The sequence below is a fragment of the Arthrobacter sp. Marseille-P9274 genome (genome assembly GCF_946892675.1).
Classification (GTDB): domain Bacteria; phylum Actinomycetota; class Actinomycetes; order Actinomycetales; family Micrococcaceae; genus Crystallibacter.
Window position 1 is genome coordinate 2,409,225 of sequence record NZ_CAMPOV010000001.1, and the last position, 25,791, is coordinate 2,435,015.

Annotated in this window: 27 protein-coding genes, 1 tRNA gene and 1 pseudogene; 10 read left to right on the plus strand and 19 right to left on the minus strand. The window is 66.8% G+C overall.

Features of this window, described 5'->3' with window-relative positions; translation table 11 throughout:
* Positions 1-7: 7 nt before the first annotated feature.
* A complete protein-coding gene (locus OC550_RS11035) occupies positions 8-466 on the plus strand; it encodes an aminoacyl-tRNA deacylase (protein ID WP_262106321.1) in 459 nt (152 codons plus the stop codon).
* Between the two features lie 62 nt (positions 467-528).
* On the opposite strand, the gene rplL is transcribed toward OC550_RS11035, so the two are convergent.
* From rplL to OC550_RS11065, 6 genes are all read right to left on the minus strand, one after another.
* A complete protein-coding gene (gene rplL, locus OC550_RS11040; RefSeq protein WP_262105826.1) occupies positions 529-906 on the minus strand; it encodes a 50S ribosomal protein L7/L12 in 378 nt (125 codons plus the stop codon).
* Between the two features lie 71 nt (positions 907-977).
* A complete protein-coding gene (rplJ, locus tag OC550_RS11045) occupies positions 978-1,553 on the minus strand; it encodes a 50S ribosomal protein L10 (protein ID WP_262105827.1) in 576 nt (191 codons plus the stop codon).
* 278 nt (positions 1,554-1,831) lie between these two features.
* Positions 1,832-3,526, minus strand: coding sequence for a glycoside hydrolase family 10 protein (locus OC550_RS11050; RefSeq protein WP_262105828.1), 1,695 nt, complete (start codon positions 3,524-3,526; stop codon positions 1,832-1,834).
* A gap of 91 nt (positions 3,527-3,617) precedes the next feature.
* Positions 3,618-4,724 (minus strand): GNAT family N-acetyltransferase, encoded by a 1,107-nt coding sequence (locus tag OC550_RS11055; RefSeq protein WP_262105829.1) that lies wholly within the window; start codon positions 4,722-4,724, stop codon positions 3,618-3,620.
* 59 nt (positions 4,725-4,783) lie between these two features.
* A complete protein-coding gene (locus OC550_RS11060; RefSeq protein ID WP_262106322.1) occupies positions 4,784-5,251 on the minus strand; it encodes an Ig-like domain-containing protein in 468 nt (155 codons plus the stop codon).
* Positions 5,252-5,366: 115 nt separating this feature from the next.
* Positions 5,367-7,280: a glycoside hydrolase family 15 protein gene (locus OC550_RS11065; RefSeq protein WP_262105830.1), complete on the minus strand. Its 1,914-nt coding sequence runs from the start codon at positions 7,278-7,280 to the stop codon at positions 5,367-5,369.
* 189 nt (positions 7,281-7,469) lie between these two features.
* Between OC550_RS11065 and OC550_RS11070 the strand changes: the two genes are divergently transcribed.
* The gene (locus OC550_RS11070; RefSeq protein ID WP_262105831.1) at positions 7,470-8,885 is read left to right on the plus strand and encodes an MFS transporter; all 1,416 of its coding nucleotides are present in this window, start codon (positions 7,470-7,472) and stop codon (positions 8,883-8,885) included.
* 131 nt (positions 8,886-9,016) lie between these two features.
* On the opposite strand, the gene OC550_RS11075 is transcribed toward OC550_RS11070, so the two are convergent.
* From OC550_RS11075 to OC550_RS11105, 7 genes are all read right to left on the minus strand, one after another.
* The gene (locus tag OC550_RS11075; protein ID WP_262105832.1) at positions 9,017-9,871 is read right to left on the minus strand and encodes an IS3 family transposase; all 855 of its coding nucleotides are present in this window, start codon (positions 9,869-9,871) and stop codon (positions 9,017-9,019) included.
* Positions 9,868-10,194: a helix-turn-helix domain-containing protein gene (locus OC550_RS11080; RefSeq protein WP_262103508.1), complete on the minus strand. Its 327-nt coding sequence runs from the start codon at positions 10,192-10,194 to the stop codon at positions 9,868-9,870. Before OC550_RS11080 ends, OC550_RS11075 begins: the two co-directional genes overlap by 4 nt.
* 257 nt (positions 10,195-10,451) lie before the next feature.
* Positions 10,452-11,159, minus strand: coding sequence for a 50S ribosomal protein L1 (gene rplA, locus OC550_RS11085; RefSeq protein WP_262105833.1), 708 nt, complete (start codon positions 11,157-11,159; stop codon positions 10,452-10,454).
* A gap of 127 nt (positions 11,160-11,286) precedes the next feature.
* Entirely contained in the window at positions 11,287-11,718 is a 432-nt protein-coding gene (gene rplK, locus OC550_RS11090) for a 50S ribosomal protein L11 (protein WP_262105834.1), read from the minus strand.
* Between the two features lie 126 nt (positions 11,719-11,844).
* On the minus strand, positions 11,845-12,705 hold the full coding sequence (gene nusG, locus OC550_RS11095; protein WP_262105835.1) for a transcription termination/antitermination protein NusG: 861 nt from the start codon (positions 12,703-12,705) through the stop codon (positions 11,845-11,847).
* Positions 12,706-12,815: 110 nt separating this feature from the next.
* Positions 12,816-13,082, minus strand: a complete 267-nt coding sequence (secE, locus tag OC550_RS11100; protein ID WP_262105836.1) for a preprotein translocase subunit SecE — start codon at positions 13,080-13,082, stop codon at positions 12,816-12,818.
* Positions 13,083-13,197: 115 nt separating this feature from the next.
* Positions 13,198-13,270 (minus strand) — tRNA-Trp (locus tag OC550_RS11105).
* A 293-nt stretch (positions 13,271-13,563) separates the two neighbouring features.
* Here OC550_RS11105 and OC550_RS11110 point away from each other — a divergent pair.
* The gene (locus OC550_RS11110; protein ID WP_262105837.1) at positions 13,564-14,772 is read left to right on the plus strand and encodes a pyridoxal phosphate-dependent aminotransferase; all 1,209 of its coding nucleotides are present in this window, start codon (positions 13,564-13,566) and stop codon (positions 14,770-14,772) included.
* Positions 14,773-14,777: 5 nt separating this feature from the next.
* Here the strand turns inward: OC550_RS11110 and OC550_RS11115 are convergent, their stop codons facing one another.
* From OC550_RS11115 to OC550_RS11125, 3 genes are read right to left on the minus strand one after another with little or no spacing between them, the layout of a single operon-like run.
* A complete protein-coding gene (locus tag OC550_RS11115; RefSeq protein ID WP_306556919.1) occupies positions 14,778-16,094 on the minus strand; it encodes an FAD-dependent oxidoreductase in 1,317 nt (438 codons plus the stop codon).
* A gap of 34 nt (positions 16,095-16,128) precedes the next feature.
* Entirely contained in the window at positions 16,129-16,779 is a 651-nt protein-coding gene (locus OC550_RS11120; protein WP_262105838.1) for a response regulator transcription factor, read from the minus strand.
* Complete coding sequence (locus tag OC550_RS11125; RefSeq protein WP_262105839.1) at positions 16,776-18,101, minus strand: ATP-binding protein; 1,326 nt, start codon at positions 18,099-18,101, stop codon at positions 16,776-16,778. The genes OC550_RS11120 and OC550_RS11125 overlap by 4 nt, the downstream gene beginning before the upstream one ends.
* Before the next feature lie 359 nt (positions 18,102-18,460).
* Here OC550_RS11125 and OC550_RS22370 point away from each other — a divergent pair.
* The 6 genes and pseudogenes from OC550_RS22370 to OC550_RS11150 form a co-directional block, all read left to right on the plus strand.
* Positions 18,461-18,613 (plus strand): annotated as a pseudogene (locus tag OC550_RS22370) (PspC domain-containing protein); the annotation flags it as partial.
* Between the two features lie 391 nt (positions 18,614-19,004).
* Entirely contained in the window at positions 19,005-19,646 is a 642-nt protein-coding gene (locus OC550_RS11130; protein ID WP_262105840.1) for a hypothetical protein, read from the plus strand.
* Complete coding sequence (locus OC550_RS11135) at positions 19,643-19,906, plus strand: hypothetical protein (protein WP_262105841.1); 264 nt, start codon at positions 19,643-19,645, stop codon at positions 19,904-19,906. The genes OC550_RS11130 and OC550_RS11135 overlap by 4 nt, the downstream gene beginning before the upstream one ends.
* 60 nt (positions 19,907-19,966) lie before the next feature.
* Positions 19,967-20,221 (plus strand): PspC domain-containing protein, encoded by a 255-nt coding sequence (locus tag OC550_RS11140; protein WP_262105842.1) that lies wholly within the window; start codon positions 19,967-19,969, stop codon positions 20,219-20,221.
* Between the two features lie 160 nt (positions 20,222-20,381).
* Positions 20,382-21,410 carry an ATP-dependent 6-phosphofructokinase gene (locus OC550_RS11145; RefSeq protein ID WP_262105843.1) on the plus strand — a complete coding sequence of 343 codons (1,029 nt, stop codon included), beginning with the start codon at positions 20,382-20,384 and terminating at the stop codon, positions 21,408-21,410.
* A gap of 26 nt (positions 21,411-21,436) precedes the next feature.
* Positions 21,437-22,144, plus strand: a complete 708-nt coding sequence (locus OC550_RS11150) for a GNAT family N-acetyltransferase (protein WP_262105844.1) — start codon at positions 21,437-21,439, stop codon at positions 22,142-22,144.
* An 82-nt stretch (positions 22,145-22,226) separates the two neighbouring features.
* On the opposite strand, the gene OC550_RS11155 is transcribed toward OC550_RS11150, so the two are convergent.
* The 3 genes from OC550_RS11155 to OC550_RS11165 all read right to left on the minus strand — a co-directional run bounded on the left by OC550_RS11155 (position 22,227) and on the right by OC550_RS11165 (position 24,907).
* Complete coding sequence (locus OC550_RS11155; protein WP_262105845.1) at positions 22,227-23,309, minus strand: folate-binding protein YgfZ; 1,083 nt, start codon at positions 23,307-23,309, stop codon at positions 22,227-22,229.
* Between the two features lie 45 nt (positions 23,310-23,354).
* Positions 23,355-23,957 carry an FABP family protein gene (locus OC550_RS11160; protein ID WP_262105846.1) on the minus strand — a complete coding sequence of 201 codons (603 nt, stop codon included), beginning with the start codon at positions 23,955-23,957 and terminating at the stop codon, positions 23,355-23,357.
* Positions 23,958-24,163: 206 nt separating this feature from the next.
* Positions 24,164-24,907, minus strand: coding sequence for a hypothetical protein (locus OC550_RS11165; RefSeq protein ID WP_262105847.1), 744 nt, complete (start codon positions 24,905-24,907; stop codon positions 24,164-24,166).
* A 158-nt stretch (positions 24,908-25,065) separates the two neighbouring features.
* On the opposite strand from OC550_RS11165, the gene OC550_RS11170 reads away from it, so the two are divergent.
* Positions 25,066-25,776, plus strand: a complete 711-nt coding sequence (locus OC550_RS11170) for a response regulator transcription factor (protein WP_262105848.1) — start codon at positions 25,066-25,068, stop codon at positions 25,774-25,776.
* Positions 25,777-25,791: the final 15 nt, after the last annotated feature.

A 25,791-nucleotide genomic window follows, 5' to 3' on the forward strand; every position in this document is an offset into this window, starting at 1 on the left:
GAACGGGATGGACCGGTTCCTGGCGGACGCGAAGGAACGCGGGCTCGACGTCGAGGCGGTGCCGCGTCCGCCGGCGCGCAGCCTGGCGGACGCGGCGGAACTGCTCGGCATCCGGCCCGCGGACATCGTCAAGTCGCTGGTCGTCAAGCACAAGGACGGTTCGTTCCTGTTTGCCCTGATCCCGGGCGACCGGCAGATTTCCTGGCCCAAGCTGCGGGCGCTGCTGGGCGTGAACAAGCTCTCGCTCCCGCCGGCGGACGTCGCCTTCGAAGCCACCGGCTACCCGCGCGGGACCATCACGCCGCTGGGCAGCACCACGGCCTGGCCGGTCTTCGCCGACGCGGCGATCACGGGGAGGCGCATCTCGATGGGCGCCGGGGACCACGGCCACTCGGCCTTCCTGCAGGCGGACGCGCTGATCGACGCCCTCGGCGCGACCACCGCGGACATCAGCGAGCCGGCCTGACCTTAAAGAGCAGAAGAGCCCCGCACAGCAGTGCGGGGCTCTTCTACGTGAAGCTAAGAAGCTTACTTGACGGTGACGGTGGCACCGGCAGCCTCGAGGGCTTCCTTGGCCTTGTCGGCAGCTTCCTTGGTTGCGCCTTCGAGGACAGCCTTCGGAGCGCTGTCGACGAGGTCCTTGGCTTCCTTCAGGCCCAGGGAAGTCAGGGCACGAACTTCCTTGATCACTGCGATCTTCTTGTCGCCGGCAGCTTCGAGAACGACGTCGAATTCGGTCTTCTCTTCAGCGGCCTCAGCGGCACCGCCGGCGGCGGGGCCAGCAACGGCAACAGCAGCAGCGGTAACGTCAAAGGTCTCTTCGAAGAGCTTGACGAAATCGGACAGCTCGATGATGGACAGTTCCTTGAAAGCTTCGATGAGCTCTTCGTTGGTGAGCTTCGCCATGGTTGGCGTCCTTCCTGTAAGTGGTGTTCAGCGCTTCGGCCTGGCACCAAGAGTTGTGGTTGGGAAGAGAATCAGTTCTCTTCTGCGGCAGCCTCGGCCGGAGCCTCGGTTGCCTCTGCAGCGGGAGCTTCTTCGGCGGGAGCCTCGGCTGCTGCCGCGCCCCCGTTCTCCTCCAGCTTGATGCGCAGTGCGTCGACGGTGCGTGCCAGTGCGGACATCGGGGCCTTGAGCACACCGGCCACGCGGGCCAGCTGGAACTCACGGGACTCGAGAGCGGCCAGCGCTGCAACAGCGGAAGCGTCCAGGGACTTGCCCTCGAAGAATCCGGTCTTGATAACGAGCTGCGGGTTGGACTTTGCGAAATCCGTCAGGGACTTGGCGGCTGCAACAGCGTCACCCTTGATGAAGGCGATAGCAGTAGGTCCGGCAAGCTGGCCTTCGAACGCGTCGATGCCGGCTTCCTTGGCTGCGATGCCAGTCAGGGTGTTCTTGACGACGGAGAACTTGGTGTCCTGGCCGAGAGAAACACGCAGCTCCTTGAGCTGTGCAACAGTAAGCCCGCGGTATTCGGTTAGGACTGCAGCGTTGGATTCCTTGAAATCAGTGGTGATTTCTGCAACTGCTTCCACCTTGTTTGGCGTTGCCATAACCCTCCTTCCGGGGAATAGTGCCGGTGGATCGGGCCGCACGCATAAAAAACGCCCCGGGCAGATGCACGGGGCTTCGCCTCGACATTCGGCCATACGGCCGACATGGAGGATTGCTTCGTTCACCTGCGCAGGCCGTCCCAATGCATGGGACTTTCGGTTCATTTCCAAGGGAAATCAACGACCGGCGGTCTTTGGTGTCTCAAGCTTACGGGATGCCTCCCCCGCGCACCAAATTGACGACGTCGTCCGCCTCCTCGGGCGCGGACGCCCGGCTGTCAGGCGCGGATGAAAATCGCCGAAGCAGCCGCGGACTCCACCATCAGGTCGCTGAGGGCGACGACGACATACCAGTAGGTGTGTCCGCGCACCACCCCGGTATCCACGAATTTCTCCGGGTTGCCGCGTCGGCGGTGCACCCGGCGGAGGGCGCCGGCCTGGGAGGGGATGTAGGCGCTGGAGCTGGCGCCGGCTTCCCAGCGGTAGACGGCGTAGTGCCGCGGCAGAGTACCGGTAGTGGCTCCGCGCCAGATCAGTTCGACGCCGGATCCATTCCACTTCGCGCTGCTGATCACGGGGGCGTAGGGACGCTGGGCACCGAGGTGCGACATGACCGGGGTCATCGCGACCCGCCGGTAGAATTTGTTCTTGACCAGGGTCATGCTGCCCAGCGTGTTGGCGCGCACGGACTTGGCGGAGAAGTAGACCTGTCCGGCCACCCTCGCCGTCGCCCGGCACTTGGCGCTGTGGTTGTACAGCTCCCGGGCATCCTGCCAGTCCGCGCCCTGGGCCGGGTCGCCGACCTTGTAGGCGGCCTCGCCGATGTAGAGCCTGCAGTTGGTGCCCGCGACCTGCGCGGACCACCACTGGATCAGCGTGTTGTAGTCCGCCGCCGGATTACCCTGGTGCCAGTAGAGCTGGGGAACGACGTAGTCGAGCCAGCCCTGCTTCACCCAGTTCCGCGAGTCGGCGAAGATCCCGTCGTAGCTCTGGAAGCCGGACGTGGCCGAGCCGCGGCTGTCGGTGGAGCTGTTCCGCCAGATGCCGAACGGGCTGATGCCGAAGAGCATCCGCGGTTTCGTCGCAAAGATGCGCGTGCTCAGGTCCCGGACGAAGAGGTTGACGCTGCGGCGGCGGAAGTCCGCGAGGCTCTCCCCCGGCAGCTTGTAGGCGTTGTAGGCGGCGCTGTCCGCGATGGTCTGCCCGGCGACCGGATACGGATAGAAGTAATCGTCGAGGTGGATGCCGTCGACGTCGTACTTAGACACGACCTCCGCGATGACCTTGATGATGAAGCTGCGCACCGCGGGAAGTCCCGGGTTGTAATAGCGCCGGCCGCCGTAGGCGAAGGTCCAGCTCGGGTTCTTCCGCGCGGGATGGGACGCGACCAGATCCGTCAGGCTGGCGGTCATCGAGGCCCGGAACGGATTGAACCAAGCGTGCAGGTGCAGGTTGCGGGCATGGGCCTGGCTGAGGGCATAGGCGAGCGGATCATAGCCCGGGTTCCGGCCCTGGGTGCCGGTCAGGTAGCGGGACCAGGGCTCGCCGACGGTCGAGGGCCAGAAGACGTCCCCGGACGGACGGACCTGAAGCATCACCGCGTTGAGGTTCTGGTTGCGGGCGAGGTCCAGCCAGCCGCGGAGTTCGGTCTGCTGCGCCGCCGCGGTCAGGCCGGCCCGCGATGGCCAGTCGATGTTCACGACGGTGGAGAGCCAGAAGCCGCGGAACTCGTGCTTGGGCATGTCAGTGACACGCGGCGCCTCGCGGGCGGTGATCCGGTAGACGCGGTTGATCACGGCGGCAGCGAGGCTCAGCTGCAGGGGGCCGTTTGGTCCGGTCTCAGTGACGGCCCGGGAGAGCCGTCCGCCCAGGAGCCCCGCGGCGCCGAGCACCGCCACGGCCGCCGCTGCCGTGAACTGCCGCCGCGAGAACGACTGCGTCTTTTGGGTTGTTTGGATTTCCCTTCCGGCCATGACCCGCTCCCCAACATGGAAGGTACCGCTGAATCCACGTTACGCCCGGATCGGCCGCCGCTGAAGACCGGCCGGGTAACGGTTGGGGCGCTCAGGCAGCGGGTCCCGCCAGCCGCTTCTGCCAGGCGGCCTCGTGGCCGACCGGCACGAAGCCGAGCTCCAGGTTGATGGCCAGCATGTGCCCGTTCTCGGAGGCGTTCCAGGTCAGCAGCCGGCGGGCCTCTGGCCAGATGGCAGCGACCCGCTGCAGGTTGGCGGCCTTCACGAGCATCCCCAGACGGTGGCCGCGGTGGGCATCAAGGACCAGCGTGTCGTCCTGGAAGACCACCTCGGGTTGCTCCGGGTAATACTCCAGCAGGGTGTGGCCCGCGAGCTCGCCGGTCGGGCGGTGCAGCGCCGCGGCCACCAGCGTGCGGGCGCCCTTGGCCCGGGCCTCCGCTTCGTAGTGGCGCACCCGGTCGGCGTCCCAGCGCTCCTCCCCGTATTCCAGCCGGCCCTGCGGGATGTCGGTGCTCATCCGCTGGCGCAGCCGGGCGTACTGGTCGACGAATTCCGCCGGGCAGCTGCCCTCCCACGCGACCAGGCCGTAGTCCGCGCCCGCCCGCTCCTGCGCCGCGGCCAGCAGCCCTTCGGTCCGCTTGGCGTCGGGCGGCAGCACCAACGCGGAAATCCTCTCGACCTGTTCCAGCACGAAGCCGGAGGCCAAGGCGAAGCGGACCGACGCCAACTGGGCCCGCAGCGCATCCGGGCCGGAGCGGGGCAGCACGGCCGCAGCGGATTGCTCTGCGGGCAGTCCTGCTTGCTTGGCCCAGCTCATCAGCACCTGCCGTCCGGCTGCGGCGGCCTCCTGCTCGGCCATCCGGAGCAGCCTGGTTCCGATGCCCCGGCGCCGGTATTCCGGATGCACCATCACGTGGACGAAGGCGTTCTCCAGGTTGTCCGCCAGCGGAAACTCCAGCAGTGCGCGTCCGACATGCCTGCCGCCGTCCTGCGCCGCCCAGAGGCGCGACACGGCGTAGCCGCTCGGCCGCGAGGACTCCAGACGCGTGCCCGGGCTGACCCAGAAGTCGTTGTTGCCCCACGCCAGGCCATTGACCAAGTTGGCCAGCTGCGCGGACGCAACGAAGTCCGCCGCGCCGGCGGATTCCAGCGAGTCCGGAACCGCCAGCGCGGCGATGCTGATGGAGCTCTGCTTCATCGATGCAGACTACCCCGTGCAGCCGGAGGCAACAATGAATTAGCCGGCCGCCGTCTCCCTCAGCCGGGTGACCGTGCTGTCCCCCTGGCCCATGTAGCCCTGGGAGCCGACCGCGTAGTACGGGTTGCGCGTAGTACGGGTTGCGCGTAGTACGGGTTGTAGGGGTTCGTGCCGTAGCTGACCGCCCTGCCCTTGGCCTTGTGTTCAGCATTGGAGGCGCTGCCGCAGTAGAGGGCGTCCTGGTCATTATTGACGACGACGTTGGCCGCTGCGACCGCGTTCCTGCCGGCCCTGTCCACGGCCGTTGCAGTAACCGTGGCCGCCCCGTTGGGCTGCCCGCTGGTGTCCCAGCTCCAGCTGTAGGGCGCCGCCGAGTCGGTGCCGAGCAGCTGGCCGCCCGCCCGGAACTCGACCCGGGACCCCGATGAGACAGCACCCGCGCTGCTGGTATCGGCGCTGCAGCCGGGCAACGCCTCAAAGCCGGGAGGACAGGCCAGCGATCCGCTGGACGCCCCGGCCCACGCCATTGTTGCCACCCCAGACTAGGAAGCCCGGGAGGGGCCGAAAATGGCCAATTGTGCAGAGCAGGACTGCAGGGCTGCAGGGTGCCGGAGCCCTGCAGCGCAGTTAACCCAACTCCAGTCAGGCCTTTTCGGCGGCCTGCGCCTCTTGGGCTGCTGCCTGCGGGGCAGGTATGGTCGGAGCCTGCCTGGGCGCGGCCGAAGGCCTGGCATCGAGCCGGCGGTTGAGCGTAATCGCAGCGTCGATGAGAGCCAGGTGTGTGAACGCTTGCGGGAAGTTGCCGATCTGCTCGCCGGTCAGCGCGATTTCCTCGGAATACAGCCCAAGGTGGTTGGCGTACGTCAGCATCTTCTCGAACGTGATGCGTGCCTTGTCGATCTGCCCGGCCCGGGCCAGCGAATCGACGTAGGCGAAAGTACACAGGGAGAACGTGCCCTCGGAACCGCGGAGACCGTCGGGCGAGGCCTCGGGGTCGTAGCGGTAGACCAAGCTGTCGCTCACCAGCTCGCCATCCATCGCCTTCAGCGTGGACGTCCACATCGGATCGGTCGGGGTGATGAACCCAACTGCGGTCATCCGCAGCAGCGAGGCGTCCAGGACGTCGGTGTCGTAGTGCTGCCGGAATGCCTGGCGCGTCGGGCTCCATCCCCGCTCCATGACCTGGTTGTAGATCGCGTCCCGTTCGGCACGCCAGCGGTCCAGCGGGGCCGGACGCCCGTGGCTTGTCGCCAGACGGATCCCCCGGTCCAGCGCCACCCAATTCATCAGCCGGCCATAGGTGAAATCATGCCGGCCTCCCCGGGTCTCCCAGATTCCCTCCTCAGGCTGGTCCCAGTTCGCGCTGACCCAGTCCAGCAGATCGCGCAACTTCAGCCATCCTTGATGCCCTGTGACGAGGCCGTGCTGGTCGGCAAAGTAGATGCTGTCGATGGCTTCGCCGTAAATATCGAGCTGCAACTGCCCGGCGGCTCCGTTGCCAATGCGGACCGGGCTCGACCCCCGGTAGCCCTCCCAGTGCTCGATGACCTCCTCGCTGAGGTCGCTGGAGCCGTCGACGCGGTACATGATGTCCAGTGGACTGCTGCCACCGTTCGCTGACTGCTCCTCGACCCGGTCCTTAAGCCAACGGCCCAGGGCGGCGGCTTCCTCCGTGAACCCTAGCCCGAGCAGGGAATACACGGAGAAGGAGGCGTCCCGCACCCAGGTGTAGCGGTAGTCCCAGTTCCGCTCCCCGCCGATCTGCTCGGGGAGCCCCGCCGTGGGGGCCGCCACGAGCCCTCCGCTGGGCGCATAGGTCATCAGCTTGAGCGTGATCGCCGAGCGGTTAATGGACTCGCGCCAGCGGCCCGAGTACGTCGACTGCCCCAGCCAGTGCTCCCAAAAGGCCACTGTCTCTTCGAATAGCCGCAGCACCTCGGCCACCCGTACCTGCCGGATCGGACCTGCCGTGCCGGTTTCCAGGACAAGACCACGGGTCTGCCCTGCCTGGAGACTGAACTCGGCGTGCAGGTCCCCGTTCTCGTCTACACGTGTCTGGGCAAGACGCTCGTCGTCCGGCTCGCGGACGACATGCATGGTCATCGATGTATGAGGGCCCTCGAAAACCGCGCCGTCCGCGGTCAGGTGCGTCTTATGCGCCTCGCGTCCGTAGTCGAAACGAGGCGCGATATCGACAGCGAAGCCCATCTCACCGCGGACGCAACGGACCATCCGAATCAGCCGGTGCCTGACCGACGCCACAGCGCCGGTCACGGGCATGAAATCTATCACTTCGCCGACGCCGGCTTCGCTCATGAAGCGCGTGACGAGGACCGCCGTATCGGGAAAGTACAGTTGCTTGCTCGCGAAAGCCTCCACCGTGGGACGCGTCCTGAGGTGGCCGCCACGCTCGTGGTCGAGCAGCGACCCGAAGATGCTCGGGGAATCGAACCGTGGAGCACAGAACCAGTCGATGGATCCATCCGTGGCCACGAGCGCCGAGGTCTGGAGGTCTCCGATGAGGCCGTGGTCTGAGATGAGCGGGTAGCCAGACATCCGGATCCTTTCCCTGCAAGTTGACGACGCCTGCCGATGTCCGGCAGTGACCGCACCCTTAGTATCGGGTTCGCGCGGGCGGCGGCGAATCATTCGCGGCGGGTGATGTGATGCTGCCGCGGCGGTAGGCACACTCAAGGTGCAGCGCCCACTGGGCGACGTAGCAGTTCCGCGGAAGGCGGGTGCCGTATGAGCGGTAGCAGCGTGTCGCAACGGCCGTCGAGCGCCTTGCGCAGGGTGCTGGTTCCCCTTGCCCTGGCGCAGTTCATCTGCAGTTTCGCCGGCTCAAACATGAACGTCATGATCAACGATATGAGCGAGGACCTCGACACCACCGTGCAGGGCATCCAGACGGCGATCACTATCTTCCTGCTCGTCATGGCCGCGCTGATGATCCCCGGCGGGAAGCTGACCGACCGTTACGGACGGAAGCGGTGCCTGATCGTGGGCCTCGCCGTCTATGGTGTCGGCGCCCTGATCAGCGCCGTCTCTCCCAACCTCGGTGTCCTCATCATCGGAAACTCGATCCTCGAGGGCGTCGGCACGGCGCTGCTGATCCCGCCGGTGTACATCCTCACCACGTTGCTGTTCACCGAATTCACCTCGCGTGCACGCGCCTTCGGGGCGATCAGCGCGATGGGAGGTGTCGGCGCGGCTGCGGGACCGTTGATCGGCGGCCTGATCACCTCCGCCCTGAGCTGGCGGGCTGCCTTCGTCTTCCAGGCGCTGATCATCGTGGTGATTATCCTGCTGAGCCGCCACATCAAGGATCCCCTGCCGCCGGATCCGACGAGCGTCTTCGATACAGGTGGTGCGGTCCTGTCGGCGGTCGGCCTCATCCTGATCGTCATGGGCATCCTTGCTGCGGACAACAACGTCTGGCTGATGGTCTCTCTACTCGTCGCCGGTGCCCTTGTGCTGCTGTGGTTCTTCCTCTCGGTTCGCGCCAAGGAACGTGCTGGGAAGGAGCCCTTGCTGTCGACGAGCCTATTCCGCAACCGCACGTCCAACCTCGGCCTCGCCACGCAAAACTTCCAATGGCTGGTGCTGATGGGATTGTCATTCACAGTCGCCGCCTACCTGCAGGTGGTGCGCGGCTACAACGCGATCGAGACCGGAGTCATCTTCACGGCGGCCACGGTCGGGCTGCTCCTGTCGTCATTCGGCGCCGAGCGCTTCGCCAAGCGGCGTGCCCAGCGGACCCTCATCGTCCTGGGCTTCGCGATCACGGTCGTCGGCATTATCGTCCTGATCACCATGGTGAACGAATCCTCCAGCCCCTGGGCGTTCGCACCAGGCCTTTTCCTTGCCGGGTTCGGCATCGGCGTGATGCTGACCCCCTCAGTCAACCTCGTCCAATCGAGCTTCGGCGAGGATCAGCAGGGTGAGATCTCCGGGCTGTCGCGCAGCGTGTCGAACCTCGGATCCTCGCTCGGGACGGCAATCGCAGGCACCATCCTGGTCGCCGGCCTCAGCCACGGCGGTTACGCGGCCGCGATGACAGCGCTGGCGGTCATCGGTCTCGGCGGACTGATCGTCTCGACGCTCCTCCCCCGCGGCGTGGTTCCACGTGCCGCTCCCGCGGCGTCGAGCGGGCCTGCCTGAGTCCATCTGCAGACCGGCCGGATAGCAGAGGACTTGCCGTGAAGCGGGTTGCCCATGTCGGGCGCAGACGCAGAAGGCACCCGCAGCCGGGATGAACTGGTCCCCTGAAGCTGGACTGGGTAATTAAGAGCCTAAACCTTGAGGGCCTGAGCACGGTATTGCACCGGGCTCAGGCCCTCGAGCTTTGTGGAGATCCTTTCGGTGTTGTACCAGCGGATGTATTCGTGGATGGCTGATGTGAGTGCGCCGGTGCTGAGGAATCGGACATGGTGGAAGAGCTCTTCCTTGAGGTGTCCGAAGAAGTTTTCCATCACTGCGTTGTCGTAGCAGTTGCCCTTGCGGGACATCGATTGGATGGCGTTGGCGCCCTGCAGGAGTCTCCGCCATGAGGCGTGCTGGTATTGGAATCCCTGGTCTGAGTGCACGATCGGTTTCTGCCCATACTCGAGCGTTGCCAGCGCCATACGCAGTGAGGTGTTGGTGAGCGCCAGGTTCGGGGACAGGCCGACGGTGTAGGAGAGGATCTGCCGGTCGAAAAGGTCCATGACGGGTGAGAGGTAGAGTTTTCGACCGTCGACTCTGAACTCGGTCACATCCGTTACCCACTTCTGGTTCGGGGCATCGGCATCGAAGTCCCGGTTCAGCAGATTGGGGGCAGTTTTGCCCTGTTCGCCTTGGTAGGAGTTGTAGCGTTTCCTTTGCCGGACCTTGCAGACGAGCTGCAGGGAACGCATGAGCTTCAGCACGGTCTTCTTCGCGACCGTCCACCCTTGCCGGGTCAGTTCAGTGTGGATGCGGCGGTGCCCGTATCTGCCGTGGTTCTTTGTGAAGATGGTCGTGGCAGCGCTCTTGACTGCTTCCTTCGGGTCGGGAGCCCTGAGTCGGGCCTGGTGGTAGAAGAACGTCGAACGGGCCAAGCCGGCGACCTGCAGCAGAACCGGCAGCGAAAAGTCGGCCTTGAGGGCGATGATGGCCTGAACCTTCACCGTTGTTTTGGTGCCCTCAAGGCCCGCAATTTTCCCAGGTAGGCCACTTCCGCCCGCAGCCGTTCATTCTCCCGGCGCAGCCGCTCCAGTTCAGATGGCTCCGCCGGCGGTGGAGCGCCGGGCTTCCTCGGTCTGCCTTTAGGCTTCGGACGCAGGGCGTCCGCGCCCTGGCGGTGATATACCCGTACCCATGTCTCGAGCAGACGAGGTGAGGACAGGTCCGCCTCAGCCGCGAGGTCCGAAGCGCTCTCACCGGCCAGGAACTTCTCTACCAAGGCGAGCTTAAACTCGAACGAGTACGCCTTTTTTGTCGGTTTGCCCACGAGCGCTCCTCGACCATGGATCCTCCACCGCCGATAAAGGTGCCTAACCGGCCAGCGGGCCACGCCCAGTATGGTTGCGGTCGCCGTATCTGCGATGCCCTTCTCGAACCACGCTACAGCGGCCTCCCGCTGCACAACCGACAACGAACTACGTGCATACATAAAAGTGCTCCCCGGATGTCGGAACTGAATTTCTCAGTCCAACTTCCGGGGAGCACTTCAGGATGGCTGCGGGTGCCTCGTTGAGCAGTAGTGCCTTATGCCTCGGTGAGGACCTTGGTCACGTTCGGGTCGACGGAGATGCCCGGACCGAAGGTGGTGGACACCGTGGCCTTGGAGATGTACCGGCCCTTGGAAGCGGACGGCTTCAGGCGGAGCACCTCCTCCAGCGCGGCGGCGTAGTTCTCGGCCAGCTTGGTGGCGTCAAAGGACACCTTGCCGATGATGAAGTGGAGGTTGGCGTGCTTGTCGACGCGGAAGTCGATCTTGCCACCCTTGATGTCATTGACAGCCTTCGCCACGTCCGGGGTGACCGTGCCGGTCTTCGGGTTCGGCATCAGGTTACGCGGGCCGAGCACCTTGCCCAGCCGGCCGACCTTGCCCATCAGATCCGGGCTGGCAACGGCGGCGTCGAAGTCGGTCCAGCCGCCCTGGATCCGCTCGATCAGGTCATCGGAGCCAACGAAGTCGGCGCCGGCGGCAATCGCGGCCTCAGCCTTTTCGCCGGTGGCGAAGACCAGCACGCGGGCGGTCTTACCGGTGCCGTGCGGCAGGTTGACGGTACCGCGGACCATCTGGTCGGCCTTGCGGGGGTCCACGCTCAGGCGGAATGCAACCTCAACGGTGGCATCGAACTTGGAAGGGTTGGATTCCTTCGCCAGGGTGATCGCTTCGAACGGAGCGTACTGCTTGCCCGCCTCGATCTTGGCTACAGCTGCCTCATATGCTTTGCTGCGCTTTGCCATCTGCTTTTTCTCCTTATGCAGTTGTGGTCTGCGGACCGCGCCCGGCCCTGCCACAACGACGGCGACCCGCGGGTCATGCGGAGGATTCCGCCGTCGTTCTTTGTATTGTCTTGTTACCGCTTGGGACTTAGCCCTCTACGGTGATGCCCATCGAGCGGGCGGTGCCGGCGATGATCTTGGCCGCGGCCTGGATATCGTTGGCGTTCAGGTCTTCCATCTTCGAGGAAGCGATTTCCTCGACCTGGGCCTGGGTCAGCTTCGCGACCTTGACGGTGTGCGGAGTGGCCGAGCCCTTCTGCACGCCTGCAGCCTTCTTGATCAGCTCGGCGGCCGGCGGGGTCTTGGTGACGAAGGTGAAAGAGCGGTCTTCGTAGACCGTGATTTCAACCGGGATCACGTTGCCGCGCTGGGATTCCGTGGCGGCGTTGTACGCCTTGCAGAATTCCATGATGTTCACACCGTGCTGGCCAAGTGCAGGACCGATCGGCGGGGCCGGGTTGGCGGCGCCTGCCTGGATCTGCAGCTTGATGAGGCCGGTGACCTTTTTCTTGGGGGCCATATCGGGTCCTTCTCTTCTTTGCGTACCGGAGGCACAGGAGCGTGCCGGCGGTGGTTGGCCACCCTGGCGAGGTGGCCGGCCGCGCAGGACGGGTAAAGCGGGCCGGCCTGCGCGAAGTTCTTGGGGTTAGTGGATCTTGGTGACCTGGTTGAACGAGAGCGTCACCGGGGTTTCGCGCTCGAAGATGGTCACCAGCACCACCAGCTGCTGGGACTCCGGCTTGATCTCGGAGATCGTGGCCGGGAGGGTCTCGAACGGGCCGTCGTTGACGGTGACCGACTCGCCGACCTCGAAGTCCACGGCGATCGGCGCGGCGGCCTGGGCCGCCTTTGCCGGCTTGCCGGCTTCCGGCTTGGCCGCGGTCACGGTGTGCTCGAGCATGGAGAACACTTCGTTCAGGCTCAGCGGCACCGGGTTGTGGGCGTTGCCGACGAAGCCGGTCACGCCGGGGGTGTGGCGGACGGCGCCCCAGGAGGCGTCGGTCAGGTCCATGCGGACGAGGACATAGCCGGGGATGCGCACGCGGTTGACGATCTTCCGCGTGGTGTTCTTGATCTCCACGACCTCTTCCATGGGGACCTGGATCTCGAAGATGTAGTCCTCCATGTTCAGGGTCTGGATACGGGTCTCCAGGTTGACCTTCACACGGTTTTCGTAGCCGGCGTAAGAGTGGATGACGTACCAGTCGCCGGGCTGCCGGCGGAGCTTGGCTCGGAAGGCTTCGACCGGATCTTCTTCCGGTTCGGCTTCGGCTTCCTCGGCGGCAGGCTCCTCGCCCTCGCCGGTTTCCTCTGCGGCGGCTTCGGCGTCCTCGCCGGCCTCCTCAGCGTCAGGCTCCTCGCCCTCGCTGGCTTCGTCGGCGTCGGCAAGGTCCTCGGCAACGTCGAAAGCCGGCGCCTCATCGGCGCCGGTCACGGTGGCCTGATCCGGTGTCTCCAGATCAGCGGTTTCCTCGGTGTTCTGCGACTCGAGTTCCTGCTCGGACACTTAGCTTCCTGCTTTCTTCTTCAGCTCTGGTTGGTTCGCTCTGCCTGCCTGCCAGGCCCGCGCGTTGCCCGCCGTTTCCGGTACGAACGGCAGAATCCTGAGCAAGGACGCTACTGTTCGGGCGCTCCGTCACCGAAGATGAACAGCGCACCCTGACCGAAGACGAGATCCAAGACTGTCACGATCAGCATCATGATGACGACGAAGGCGATCACCACGAGCGTGTAGTTGAGCAGTTCCTTGCGGGTCGGCGTAACGACCTTCTTCAACTCCGCGATGACCTGGCGGATGAAGAGGATGATCTTGCCGAAGAATCCACGCTTCTCGGGGCTCTTGCCCGACGGGCGTCTCGAGCTTCCGGCAGCCGTTTCGGTCAACCTGTGCCTCACTCATCTAGTCCGGTAGCCGGTGAGCCGGTCCGCGACCGGCAGCACCGCTGGCGTCACGCCATGTATTGCTTGAACTGCTGCTTCCCGCCGAGACGGTAATGCGCAGGGCAGACAGGACTCGAACCTGCAACCTGCGGTTTTGGAGACCGCTGCGCTACCAATTGCGCCACTACCCTTTGGGTTGATCCACGAGCGCCGAAACCTTCACAGGCACGGCACATCATGGCGTTCTTCAACACCGGAGATCAAGTGTACGTCAGGGAAGCCCTTTCGTCGAACCGACCTCGCCCTCCCTTCGAAGGGGGACTCTCTATTATGCAACATTTCCGGCCCAGCACCGAACCGGCGTCCTCGACCGCAGCTGCCGCACACGGAACCTCTTGCCGCTTCCGGTCACGCGGGACAGGCGCAGCGGCAAAGCTTTAGACTGGCCGGGAACAGTTTTGACGCTTAATCAGACGGGAAATCCATGCCTGCCACCGCGCGCATCTCACAGCGCATCGCCGCCATTGCCGAATCCGCCACCCTGGCTGTCGATGCCAAGGCCAAAGCGTTGAAGGCAGCCGGCCGCCCGGTCATTGGGTTCGGCGCCGGCGAGCCCGACTTTCCCACCCCGGACTACATCGTGGAAGCAGCGATCGCTGCTGCCCGCCAGCCGAAGTTCCACCGCTACTCCCCCGCCAGCGGGCTTCCCGAGCTGAAGCAGGCCATCGCGGAGAAGACCAAGCGCGACTCCGGATACGAGGTGGAACCCGCCCAGGTGCTCGTGACCAACGGCGGCAAACAGGCCGTCTACGAATCCTTCGCCACCCTGCTTGACCCGGGCGATGAGGTCCTCGTGCCGACCCCGTACTGGACCACGTATCCGGAGGCCATCCGGCTCGCCGGCGGCGTCCCCGTCGAGGTTTTTGCGGGCCCGGAACAGGGTTACCTCGTTACCGTGGACCAGCTGGAAGCAGCCCTGACCGAGCGGACCAAGATCCTGCTGTTCGTCTCGCCGTCGAACCCCACCGGCGCCGTGTACTCGCCGGAACAGGTCGCCGAAATCGGAAAGTGGGCCGCGTCCAAGGACCTCTGGGTCGTCACGGACGAGATCTACGAGCACCTGACCTATGACGGCATGCCCTTCACCTCCATCGCCACTGCGGCACCTGAACTGGGCGACAAGGTCGTCATCCTCAACGGTGTGGCCAAGACATACGCGATGACAGGCTGGCGTGTCGGATGGATGATCGGGCCCAAGGACGTCATCAAAGCGGCGACGAACATGCAGTCCCACGCCACGTCCAACGTCGCCAACGTGTCCCAGATGGCAGCCCTGGCCGCGGTTTCCGGGCCGCTGACCGCCGTCGACGAGATGAAGGTCGCCTTCGACCGCCGGCGCAAGGCAATGGTCACGGCGCTCAACGAGATCGAGGGTGTGGAATGTCCGACGCCCAAGGGCGCGTTCTACGCCTACGCGGACGTCCGCGGGCTCCTCGGCAAGGAGATCGGCGGCGTACGTCCGGCGACATCGGCCGAGCTGGCGTCGCTCATCCTGGACAAGGTCGAGGTGGCCGTGGTCCCGGGTGAGGCCTTCGGTCCCTCCGGGTATGTCCGCCTGTCCTACGCCCTCGGCGACGAGGACCTGGCCACCGGCGTCGGCCGGCTCCAGGAGTTCCTCGGCACTGCCAAGTAGGGCTCTCAGCGCCGGGCGAACGGCGGCGCGTGCTCCGGCAACGGCCCGAAGGCGATCATGCGCGCGGGTAGCGCGCGCAGCCGCGGCAGATGCCGGGCGGCGAAGACCAGCAGCCGCGGCACTCCGGCGGGGCGGCCGGCGGACGTCCCCGAAAAGAGGATTTTGTGCAGCCGGCGCTGCGCCGCTTGGACCAGCAGGGTAGGCGGTTGCCGCCGTCTCTGCACGCTGGCGAGGTCCCGTCTTCTCACCTGGCCGCGCCGCAAAGGCGCGGCCAGGAGGCTTGCGGCCGCGACGGCATCCTGGATGGCCAGATTGATACCGACTCCGCCAGCCGGCGACATAGCGTGTGCCGCATCGCCGCTGCAGAGCAGCCCCGCCCGGTACCAGCGGCGCAACCTGTTCAGCCGAACGTCGAGCATTTGCACGTCGTCAAAGGATTCGATCGTGCCCAGCCGATCCGCGAAGTCCGGCCGCAGCCTGCGCACCCGCTCGCGGAAGCGCTCCACGCCCTCGGCCCTCAGCCGGGCGTCCTGGCCCTTGTGCGTCAGGTAACCGATCTGGAAGTAGTCCTGCCGGAAGAGCGCCACCATCGCTTCGTCGGGCCCGAAGGACGGCACAATGCTGGCAATCCCTCCGAGCTCATCCGCATGCCGGGGAAGCCGGAACCACCAGACATCGAAAGGCACGGAATACTCCCTCGGTATGAGTCCGGCGAGCCTCCGCAAGGTCGAATGTCTGCCGTCGCACGCAACAACCAGCTCTGCGCGCAGTTCCGAATCGGGTACCGCACTCTCAGCAGGCCGCGATCGGCCGGTGCCGGCGTCGCGGTTACGGTAGCGCACCCCGGTGACCCGGCCATCTTCGTAGAGCAGGGCGATGACCTCTGAATTCATCTGCAGCCGGAACGTTGGTTCGCGGGCGGCGGCCTCGGCGAGGAAATTCAGGAAATCCCACTGCGGCAGCATCGCTACATAGTTGTAGGGGGCCCGCAGCCGCCCGAAGTCACCCAATGGCAGCCGGCTGCCGTCCGGCAGCGGCAGCTGGAAATTATCGAGCCGGCTCTGCGGCAGCCGGCGGAAGTCCTCGCCCAAGCCGAGTTCGTCCAGAAGCCGGATGGTGGAGGCATGGACCGTGTCCCCGCGGAAATCCCGGAGAAAGTCCGCGTGCTTCTCCAGCACGGTGACATCCACCCCGGCGCGCGCGAGCAGCAAGCCCAGCATGATTCCGGCGGGCCCTCCGCCGGCAACGATGCAAGAGGTCCTGCGGTGTTCCGGATGTTCCCGTCGCGGCGACTGCTCCGTCCACGGGGGCATGGATGCCATGCTCCAGCTTAATTCCGGCGCGCGGGTCGGGAAACTAGAGGATGCGGCGGTCCACCGCCCACCGGGTCAGCTCGTGCCGCGAGGAGAGCTGGAGCTTGCGCAGCACGGCCGAGACGTGGGTTTCCACCGTCTTGATGGAAATGAACAGCTCCTTGGCCACTTCCTTGTAGCTGTAGCCGCGGGCGATCAGCCGCATGACTTCCAGCTCGCGGGCCGACAGCTTGTCCAGCTCATCGTCCACCGAGGCGACGGCCGCGGTCCCGAAAGCGTCCAGCACGAACCCTGCCAGTCGCGGCGAAAACGCGGCGTCTCCCCCGGCCACCCGGGCCACGGCGTCGGAAATCTCCGCCCCGGAAATGGCCTTGGTGACATAGCCCCGGGCGCCGGCCCGGATGACGGTCACCACGTCCTCCGCGGAATCGGAGACGCTCAACGCGAGGAACCTGGTCTGCCCCAGCAGCGCCGCGCAGCCCGCCACGACTTCCGCACCGCCACCGCCGCGTCCCCCGGGCAGGTGCACGTCCAGCAGAACGACATCCGGCGTGAGCGCGTGGATCACCTCGATGGCTTGCTCCACGGTCGCCGCCTCGCCGACCACCTCGATCCGCGCGTCCAGATCCGACTTGAGGCCAGACCTGAAAATGGCGTGGTCGTCGACGACCACCGTGCGGATTGATGGGGTCATGATGCGGTTCCTTCCTCGGGATACTTCAGGCTCAGCTGCACCTCGGTGCCATTGCCGGTGTTGCGGATGCGAGCGTCGCCGCCGTGCCGTTCCATCCGGTTGATCAGGGACTCCCGCACGCCCAGCCGGTCCGCCGGTACGTTGGCCAGGTCGAATCCCGGACCACGGTCGCGGACGAACACCTCGGCGCTGCCAGGACGGCACTCCAGGTAGACCGAAATGTTGCCGCCCGCGTGCTTGGCGGCGTTCTGCACCGCCTCGCGGGTGGCGTGGACCAGGGCCTCGTGGCGGTCCGTCATCGCGGTGTCACCGACCGCGACGACGTCCACGGGCTGGCCGTAGGCGTCCTCGATCTCGGCGGCCACCGACTTGATGCGGTCCACGAGGTCGCCCTGTTCCTGCCGCTTGTCCCGGTACAGCCACTCGCGCAGTTCACGCTCTTGGGCGCGGGCCAGCCTGGTGACGTCCTGTTCCGAGGACGCGCGGTTCTGGATCAGGGCCAGCGTCTGCAGCACCGAATCGTGCAAGTGGGCCGCGATCTCCGCCCGCTCCGTTTCCCGGATGCGGCCGGACCGTTCGGTCTCCAGGTCCTTCCAGTACTTCAAGCCCCAGGGCGCCAGGACGAGCCCCACGCCGGCCAGCACGGCGAGGGAGGCGAACATGGCCGGCCACATCAGGTCCCAGCTGATCGAGCCTGAGACCATGGCGAAAATCCCGGCGATGACCAACGCCAGGCCGATTCCCAGCCGCACCGCGCCTTGGGCACCGCTGGCACCGGCCCGGTCCATGATTCCGGCGCGGCGCGTGTTGTCCAGCTGCATCCAGGCGATCACGGCGCCGCCCGCAATCGCAGCCAGCGGTAGCCAGGTTCCCCATGGCACGTTGAAGCCGGCCATCTGGGCCACGATCGCGGCGCCAGCCAGCACCAGGCCCGCGCCGAGCACGATCTCCCAGCCCCCGCGGCGCATCAGCCAGGCAGCCCGTCCGCCGTTCGAGGGCGCCGCGCCCGCTCCAGCTCCGGCTGCCGCGCCGGTCCCGGCCGCCGGAGCGCCCGGGGTGTCCGGCCGAGCGCCGAAACTGCGGGCGAAATTGCCGGCGATGTTGCGGGGGTTGAAGGCCTGGGCCTCATTGCGGACTGCCTCGTCCGCCGTCGGCACCAGCAGCCACAGCCACGCGTACAGGAGCAGGCCCGCTCCCCCGCCGACGGCCAGCAGGACCATGGCTGCCCGCACCAGCTGCACGGGCGCTCCCAGATGGTCCGCCAGCCCGGCGCAGACGCCGGCAATGAGCCGGTCATTGGAACGGACGAGGGGTGCGCGCATGGCTTAATCCAAACACGGCCAGGCAACCGAAAGGGACCGTAGTCAGGGAGACTTCGGGGCAGGTCGGGGACGGTTCAGGGTAGCCCCCCATAGAATCCGCACCGCCCCGTTGGAATGATCGGGGTATGACTTCCAATCCCTCTGACCCCACCGGTCCGGAACGTCCCGGGGACGCGCCCGGCCGGGACGTTCCGGAAGAGCGGCAACAGCCCACTGACCATAACGACGGCGGGACCTCCTCGAGCGGCGACCTGCCCCCAGGCAGCAGTGGCCCCGTGACCGGCAGCGTTCCGCCGATGCCCGGCAGCATCCCGCAGCCGGACAGCAACAGCTTCTTCAACTGGTTCCGCAGCCTGGGCATGCCGCGCGGCGCGGACCGCTGGATCGGCGGCGTCGCCTCCGGCGTCGGACACCGCACCGGGCTGGACCCCGTGCTGGTCCGCGGACTCTTCATCCTGGTCGCACTGTTCGGCGGCTTCGGCGTCCTCCTCTACGGCCTTGCCTGGGCCCTGCTTCCGGAGGCCGACGGACGCATCCACGCCGAGGAGGCCGGCCGCGGCCACTGGACGGCGGGCATGACGGGCGCGCTGATTGCGACGATCCTGGGCCTGTTCGACCGCCCGTTCGGCTTCTTCCGCGACGGCGACTGGGAATTCAGCGCCTACCTGTGGGCCGTGGTGTGGCTCGGCGCGCTCGGCTATTTCATCTACTGGCTGGCCACGCGCAACCGGAACAGCCCTCAGGCGGCAGGGAGCACGGGCTATCCGTCTGCCGGATATCCCGGGACGGCCGCGCCGACCGGGCCTACCAGCAGTCTCGGCCCGGTACCGGGCAGCCCCGCCGGTTCGGCCAGCAGCCTCGGCTCGGACCCGGCCCCGGCGCCGCGGCCCCTCCGGGGTGAGTATGGCCCTCACGCTCGGAACCGCGATGGTGGCTGCCGGCGTCGTACTTGCCCTGCCGCTGGTGCTGGGCACCGATGCGGGCGTGGCCATCCTCCCGGTGGCCGTGGCGGCCGCACTGCTGTGCATCGGGGCCGGCATCGTGGTCCTCGGGGCGCGGGGCCGCACCTCGGGCATCCTCGGTTTCCTCGCCGCAGTCGGCATCGTCCTGTCCCTCGTGACCACGGCCGGCGTGCAGTGGACCACGGCGAACTACTCCATCGGCACCCAGACCACCTGGACCAGCGAATCCGGCGCCGCGCCAAGCGAGGGCTACAGCATCGTGGCGAGCCAGGGCAGGGTCGACCTGAGCGACCTCGGCGCCGGCAGTTTCGGCGGGCCCACGGTGGTGCCGGTCAACACGGTGGCGTCCAACGTCGAGATCGTCCTGCCGGCCACCAAACAGGTGGAGGTCCAGTCCTCGCTGGCCATGGGCAACATTGAATACCCGGGGGCGGCCGGTACCCAGCGCCGGTCGGGATTGTGGCAGCCGGCAACGTTCACCATCAACGACGACGGCTCCTCGCCCGACGTCATCTTGCAGATCAGGGGCGCAGCCAGCAATGTGGAGATTGTCGAAGCGCCGGAAAGGGGTAGCTCGTCATGAGTTCGCAAACCACTAACGACGGCGGGATCATCACCGGCCCGAGCACCGGCACCATTGTGTGGGGCCTGGTCGCGGTGGCGGTCAGCCTGCTGGTGCTGCTCAGCGTCATCTTTGGCCTCAGCTTCGATTTCGGCCAGGTGCTGATCGTGCTGCTGATCGGCTCCGGCCTGGCCCTCGTGGCCGGCGGCATCTGGGGCGTGCTGCGCACCCGGGACAAGGCCGCCGACCCTTACCGTTCCTCCGACCGGGACACGCCGTAACGCCAGCCGGCGGCGGTCCGACCCCACATCCCAGCCCTCGAGACGAAAGAACCTGCTTCCATGGACTCCTTCTACCGCTTCCTCCGAGCCATCCCGCTGCGCCGCGGCCCCAACCGCTGGCTGGGCGGAGTCTGCGGGGGCATCGCCGCCAAGTTCGGCTGGGACCCGACCCTGGTCCGGATCGCGACGCTCCTGCTCTTCCTGGTGCCGGGAATCGGCGTCGCCGGCTACCTGGTGGTGTGGCTGCTCCTGCCCAACTACGACGACAGCATTGCGCTGGAGCGGCTGCTGGCCAACAAGAGGCTGGGCCGCTGAGCAGCACAGCACCGACCCTCCAGGGACCCCCGCAGAATCCTGCGGGGGTCCCGCTCTTTCCCGCCAGGGATGTGATCGGCCTCAGGGTCTGTCTAGAATCGACTGGGGCCCGACGGCGCGCTCCGGACTTACGAGCAGGCGCGAAGAAGGTGGGTTCGAAGTGAAGATCGGCATCATGACCAGCGGCGGCGATTGCCCCGGCCTGAACGCGGTGATCCGCGGTGCCGTGCTCAAGGGCATCAAGACCTACGACCACGAATTCGTCGGCTTCCTCGACGGGTGGCGCGGCGTGGTGGACGGCGAATGCATCGACCTGCCGCGGCACAAGGTCCGCGGCATCTCCAAGCAGGGCGGCACCATCCTCGGCACCTCGCGCACCAACCCGTATGACGGACCGAACGGCGGCCCGGAGAACATCGCCGCGACGCTCGAACGGCTGGGCGTGGACGCCGTGATCGCGATCGGCGGCGAAGGCACCCTCGCCGGCGCCAGGGAGCTGACGAACGCAGGCCTGAACATTGTCGGCGTCCCCAAGACGATCGACAACGACCTCGATGCCACGGACTATTCCTTCGGTTTCGATACAGCCGTCCAGATCGCGACGGAGGCGATCGATCGCCTGCGCACGACGGGCGAGGCCCACCACCGCTGCATGATCGCCGAGGTGATGGGCCGGCATGTCGGCTGGATCGCCCTGCATGCCGGCATGGCGGCCGGCGCCCACGCCATCCTGATCCCGGAACAGAAGGTCTCCATGGAGCAGGTGGCCGCCTGGGTGATGGAGGCCTACGAGCGCGGCCGCGCACCGCTGGTGGTCGTGGCCGAGGGTTGGGTCCCGGAAGACGAGGACAAACCGTGGGCCGAACGCGGTGTGGACGCTTTCGGCCGGCCGCGGCTGGGCGGCATCGGCGAGCACCTGGCCCCGGAGCTGGAGCGGATGACCGGGCTGGAAACCCGCGCCACCACGCTCGGCCACATCCAGCGCGGCGGCGTGCCTTCCGCGTACGACAGGGTCCTCGCGACGAGGCTGGGCATGGCCGCCGTCGATTCCGTGTCGGACAAGCGCTGGGGCACCATGGTGGCGCTGCGCGGAACCGAAGTCCTCAACGTCGGTTTCCAGGAAGCTGTGGGGAATCTGAAATTTGTTCCGCAGCATCGCTACGACGAGGCGGCTGTCCTCTTCGGCTGAGCTTCAGCTGCGCGTAGGCTGTCAGCATGAAATTGGACTCAGGCACATGCGACATTGTGCTGCTGGCCTGGGCACGGCTGCTGGGCTTCGGGGACACCGCTTTTGCCGGGGACGTCGGGCGGCTGACCCGCATTAATAACGACGCCGGGAAGCTCACCTTTGTGCGCCTGTTCGGCCGGTCCGCCCTGGTGGGACCCGAGTGGGCACTGGAGGCGGCGGCCGCCTACTCCGACAGCGAGCTGGCGGAGCATCGCACGCTGCTGCAGCTCAGCGGCGGCTACGGCGGAAACGGCGCCGGCAAGGCGCAGCTGTACTTCGCCGACGACCTCCCGCTCGTGCAGCCGGACGAAGAAATCACGGTGTCCACCTTCACTGACGACGCGCTTCGGCTGGAGGCTTTGTGCCCGCCGGACGACGTCAACGAGGTCGGTCTGAGCGGCATGGACAAGTCATTCGTGCTGATGGACGGCGCGGATCCGGTGGCAGGCGCGGGCTTCCAGGAATGGCAGCAGATCCTGGGACATATCTCCGCCCTGACGCTGCCGAAGTTCCGGCAGCGCGGCATCGGCTCGCTGGTTGCCGCCATCGCCGGGCATGAGGCGCTCACCGCCGGACTGATTCCGCAGTGGCGCGCCCATGAGTCCAACGCGGCGTCCAGGGCGACTGCGCTCTCTTTGGGATTCGTCGAAGCAGGGACCCAGACGTCGGTCTATTTGAAAGCCGGCACCCCCTAACCGCGGCCGCGGTCCGGACCATTGTCCGGGGCGATGGCGCCGACGCGCCCTTCTCCGCGGGTTCCTCGGTCCGCCTGCGCAGTTAGCGGGGCCCGCGCAGCAGGCCGGTGGGACGGCCGACGACCTGGCCGGCGTCCGGGGCCACGATGGCTTCCTGGGCGGCGTCGTAGGTCTCCTCGCCGTCGACCACCAGGAGCGCCGCCGACGGGTCCACCGAGCGCTTGATCACGGCGAGGGCCACCGGGCCCATTTCATAGTGCTGGACGGCGGACGTCACCCGGCCGACGGCACGTTCGCCGAGCCGCACTTCGCTGCCGCGCGCGGGCAAAGTGTGCTGGGAGCCGTCCAGCTGGAGGAAGACGAGGCGGCGCGGCGGGTGGCCGAGGTTGTGCACCCGGGCAATGGTTTCCTGCCCCTTGTAGCAGCCCTTGGCGAGGTGCACGGCGGTGCGCAGCAGGTCCAGTTCGTGCGGGATGGTCTTGTCGTCGGTCTCGAAGCCGAACCGGGGCCGCCACGCGGCGACGCGGAGGGCCTCCGCCGCCCAGACGCCGGCCAGGTCCCGTCCGGCCACGGCCGCTTCCAGCTCGTCCGCGGGAACCAGGTACTCGAACCAGGTGCGCTCCCGGCCGGGGTGACTGGGTTCCTCGATGCCGGTGTAGGCGTAGCCGCCGGCGCCGATCTCGGGCCAAGGGTCCTGCCAGGCGAGGCGCTCCTCGAAGCCGGCCTGCGGAGCGGCGGCACCGACCACGGCCCAGTCCCGCGTTACGTCGGCCACGTCCACGCGCAGCATGAACTTCATGCTCGCGAGCCACGCGGCAAGGCTTTCGGCTTCGAAGGACTCCACGATCAGCCAGCTCGTGCCGCCGTCGTCAATGATGCTGACGTCGTACTCTATCCGGCCCTGTACGGTCAGCAGCAGGGTCTCCCGGGACTCGCCGGGTTTCAGGTCCAGCAGCAGCTGCGAGGAGAGGGTGTTCAGCCAGCTCAGCCGGTCTTCTCCGGCTACCGTCACGACGCCGCGGTGGGACAGATCCACGACCGCCGCGCCGCGGGCCAGCAGCCTCTGTTCGCGCATCGGGTCGCCGAAATGGGCGGCGACGCCGGCATCCGGTTCGGAGGCTTCGACGGCTCCGGGGCGTGACAGCAGGGGGCTTCGGTAGCTCATATCCTTGGTCAACGTCCTCGGGCTAGGGTGCATTCCCGCCTTGGCTCAGGCGAGCTTCTTCAGGATGGCCGACGCGTGCGCCTTCAGCTCCTTGCCCTGGCTCGAGGAAACGTCCCAGCGCCAGAACAGGTCCCCTTCAACCAGGCCGAAGATCCGGGTGGCGGCGTTGTACTCCTTGGACTGCGAACCCCGCATCACCATGTCCGTGGCGAGCTGGATCTGGGGCCCCTTGATCTGGCCGTAGTACAGCTCGCAGATCCCGCCGGGGTGCACGATGGTCGCGGTGATGTCGAACCCGCCGGCTTCGTTGCGCAGTTCCTCGACCTCGTCCGCGGACTTCAGCGCCGGAACGATCTCCGCCGGGATCAGCCCGGGCCCGACGTCGGCGTCATTGAGCTTGCGGTCCAGCGCCCAGAAGCCGGACTCGACGGACAGCGGCCGCAGCCTGGTGCCGTCCTCGTCGGTGAGCCAGCTCTCGGCGTCGTACTGCAGGAAGGGCAGGCCGTGCTGCCGGAAGGTGACGGACTGGAAGAAGTACTCCGAATCCGCGTCACCTTCTCCAAGCCGGCCGGCGCCCTCCCAGGTGCCCAGCAGCCAGGACAGCGGCACCAGCTCGGGTGTCAGGTCGGTGGGTAGTTCCATCGGCATGGCCGAAAATCAGTCCTTACTTCTGGCCCTTGAACAGGCGCCATACGACCAGCCCGGCGAACCAGGCCATGGACAAACCGGCAACAACAAGCAGGGTTAGGAAGAAAATCTCAAGAGCAAGATGCGACATAGCTCCATACTAACCGGCGGGTCGGGGCGGTGCTGACGCATTACGCCCCGTCGGACGGCGCGCCGAACCGGGTCCGTCAGACCAGCAGCATCTTTTCGAGGAAGTAGACGAGGCCGCCCGACGCCATCACCGGGGCGGACCCGACGGCGAGCGCAGCCGGCAGCTGTTCGGGGCCGCCCTCCGCCAGTACCAGGCGCCGGAAGCAGACAACGACAATGCCGACGACGGCTCCCACGACGGCGGCGGGCAGCAGCGGAACGTCCGAAGTGACGGCCGCGCCGAGCATGCCGGTCAACACCGCGAGCAGCACGCCCAGCGGCGCCACCAGGCGGTCCGGCCACGGCAGCACACAGACCGCTATCGTCATTAGCATGCTGATCCCGGTGACCAACATCATGCCGGTGTCGGCCTCATTGTCGGAGAGCCGGTCCGCAGCCACCCAGCCGGCACCGAGGACCGCGAGCACCAGGCCGGTGCTGGCCCCGAAGGTCGATTCGAGGCGGTGCGGCTGGCCGGTCCCGCGGACCAGCTGCACCATGAACACGGCCATCACTCCCAAGGCAACGACGACGACCGTCCAGGCCAGCGCCATCCCCGTGGGGGCCACCGAGGCCAGCAGGACAGCACCGATGCCGGCCAGCGAGATCACGGTCGAGAGCGTCTTGCGCGCCGGGATGCCGAGCAGCTGCGGCCAGCCGAGGCCGACCATCAGCGCGCCCGCGCAGGCGACGGCGACTACCGCCGCGGGCGACCAGTAGCTTGCGCCGATCACGGCACTTAACAGCACGGCTGCAACGACCGCGACGATCCACGTTCTCACCCGGCCATCCTGCCTCATTACGGGAATGAGTGCGACAACACTCACAGGCCCGGCCCCTCGGCGCTATACTTGTGCCCAATCATCCGCACCCTGCTACACCCTGCCCGCCGGATGATTCGCCCGTCGATGTGCGCCGAATCAGCCTTCGGGGAGGAAACATGCCGCACATTCTGCTCCTGACCAACAGCCCGGGCTCCTCGATTGAGGTGCTCCCCGCCCTGGAGCTGCTCAACCACAAGGTCCGCATCCTTGCGGCCGAGCCCACCGCCCTGCTTGAGGCGGACCCGGCCGACGTCGTCCTGGTGGACGCCCGCAAGGACCTGGTCGGTGCCCGGAGCCTGACCCAGCTGCTCAAGGCCACCGGTCTGGGAGCCCCGCTGATGCTGGTCCTCACCGAAGGCGGGATGGCCGCCGTGTCCGCCAACTGGCTGGCCGACGACGTTGTCCTGGACAGCGCCGGCCCGGCCGAGGTGGAGGCGCGCCTGCGGCTCGTCGTCGCCCGCGCCAACCACGCCGACGAGGAAACCAGCACGGAGATCCGCGCCGCCGGCATCGTGATCGACGAGGCCAGCTACACGGCCCGCGTGGGCGGCCAGCCGCTGAACCTGACCTACAAGGAGTTCGAGCTGCTCAAATACCTGGCGCAGCACCCGGGGCGCGTCTTCACGCGTGACCAGCTGCTGCACGAGGTCTGGGGCTACGACTACTACGGCGGCACGCGCACCGTGGACGTCCACGTGCGACGGCTGCGCGCCAAACTGGGCGCGGACAACGAGGGCCTGATCGGCACCGTCCGCAACGTCGGCTACCGCTTCACGCTGGCGCGCTCCGGCGAGGCCACGGAAACCGGCGCCGAACAGTCGGTCTGAACCCCGTCCGTTCCA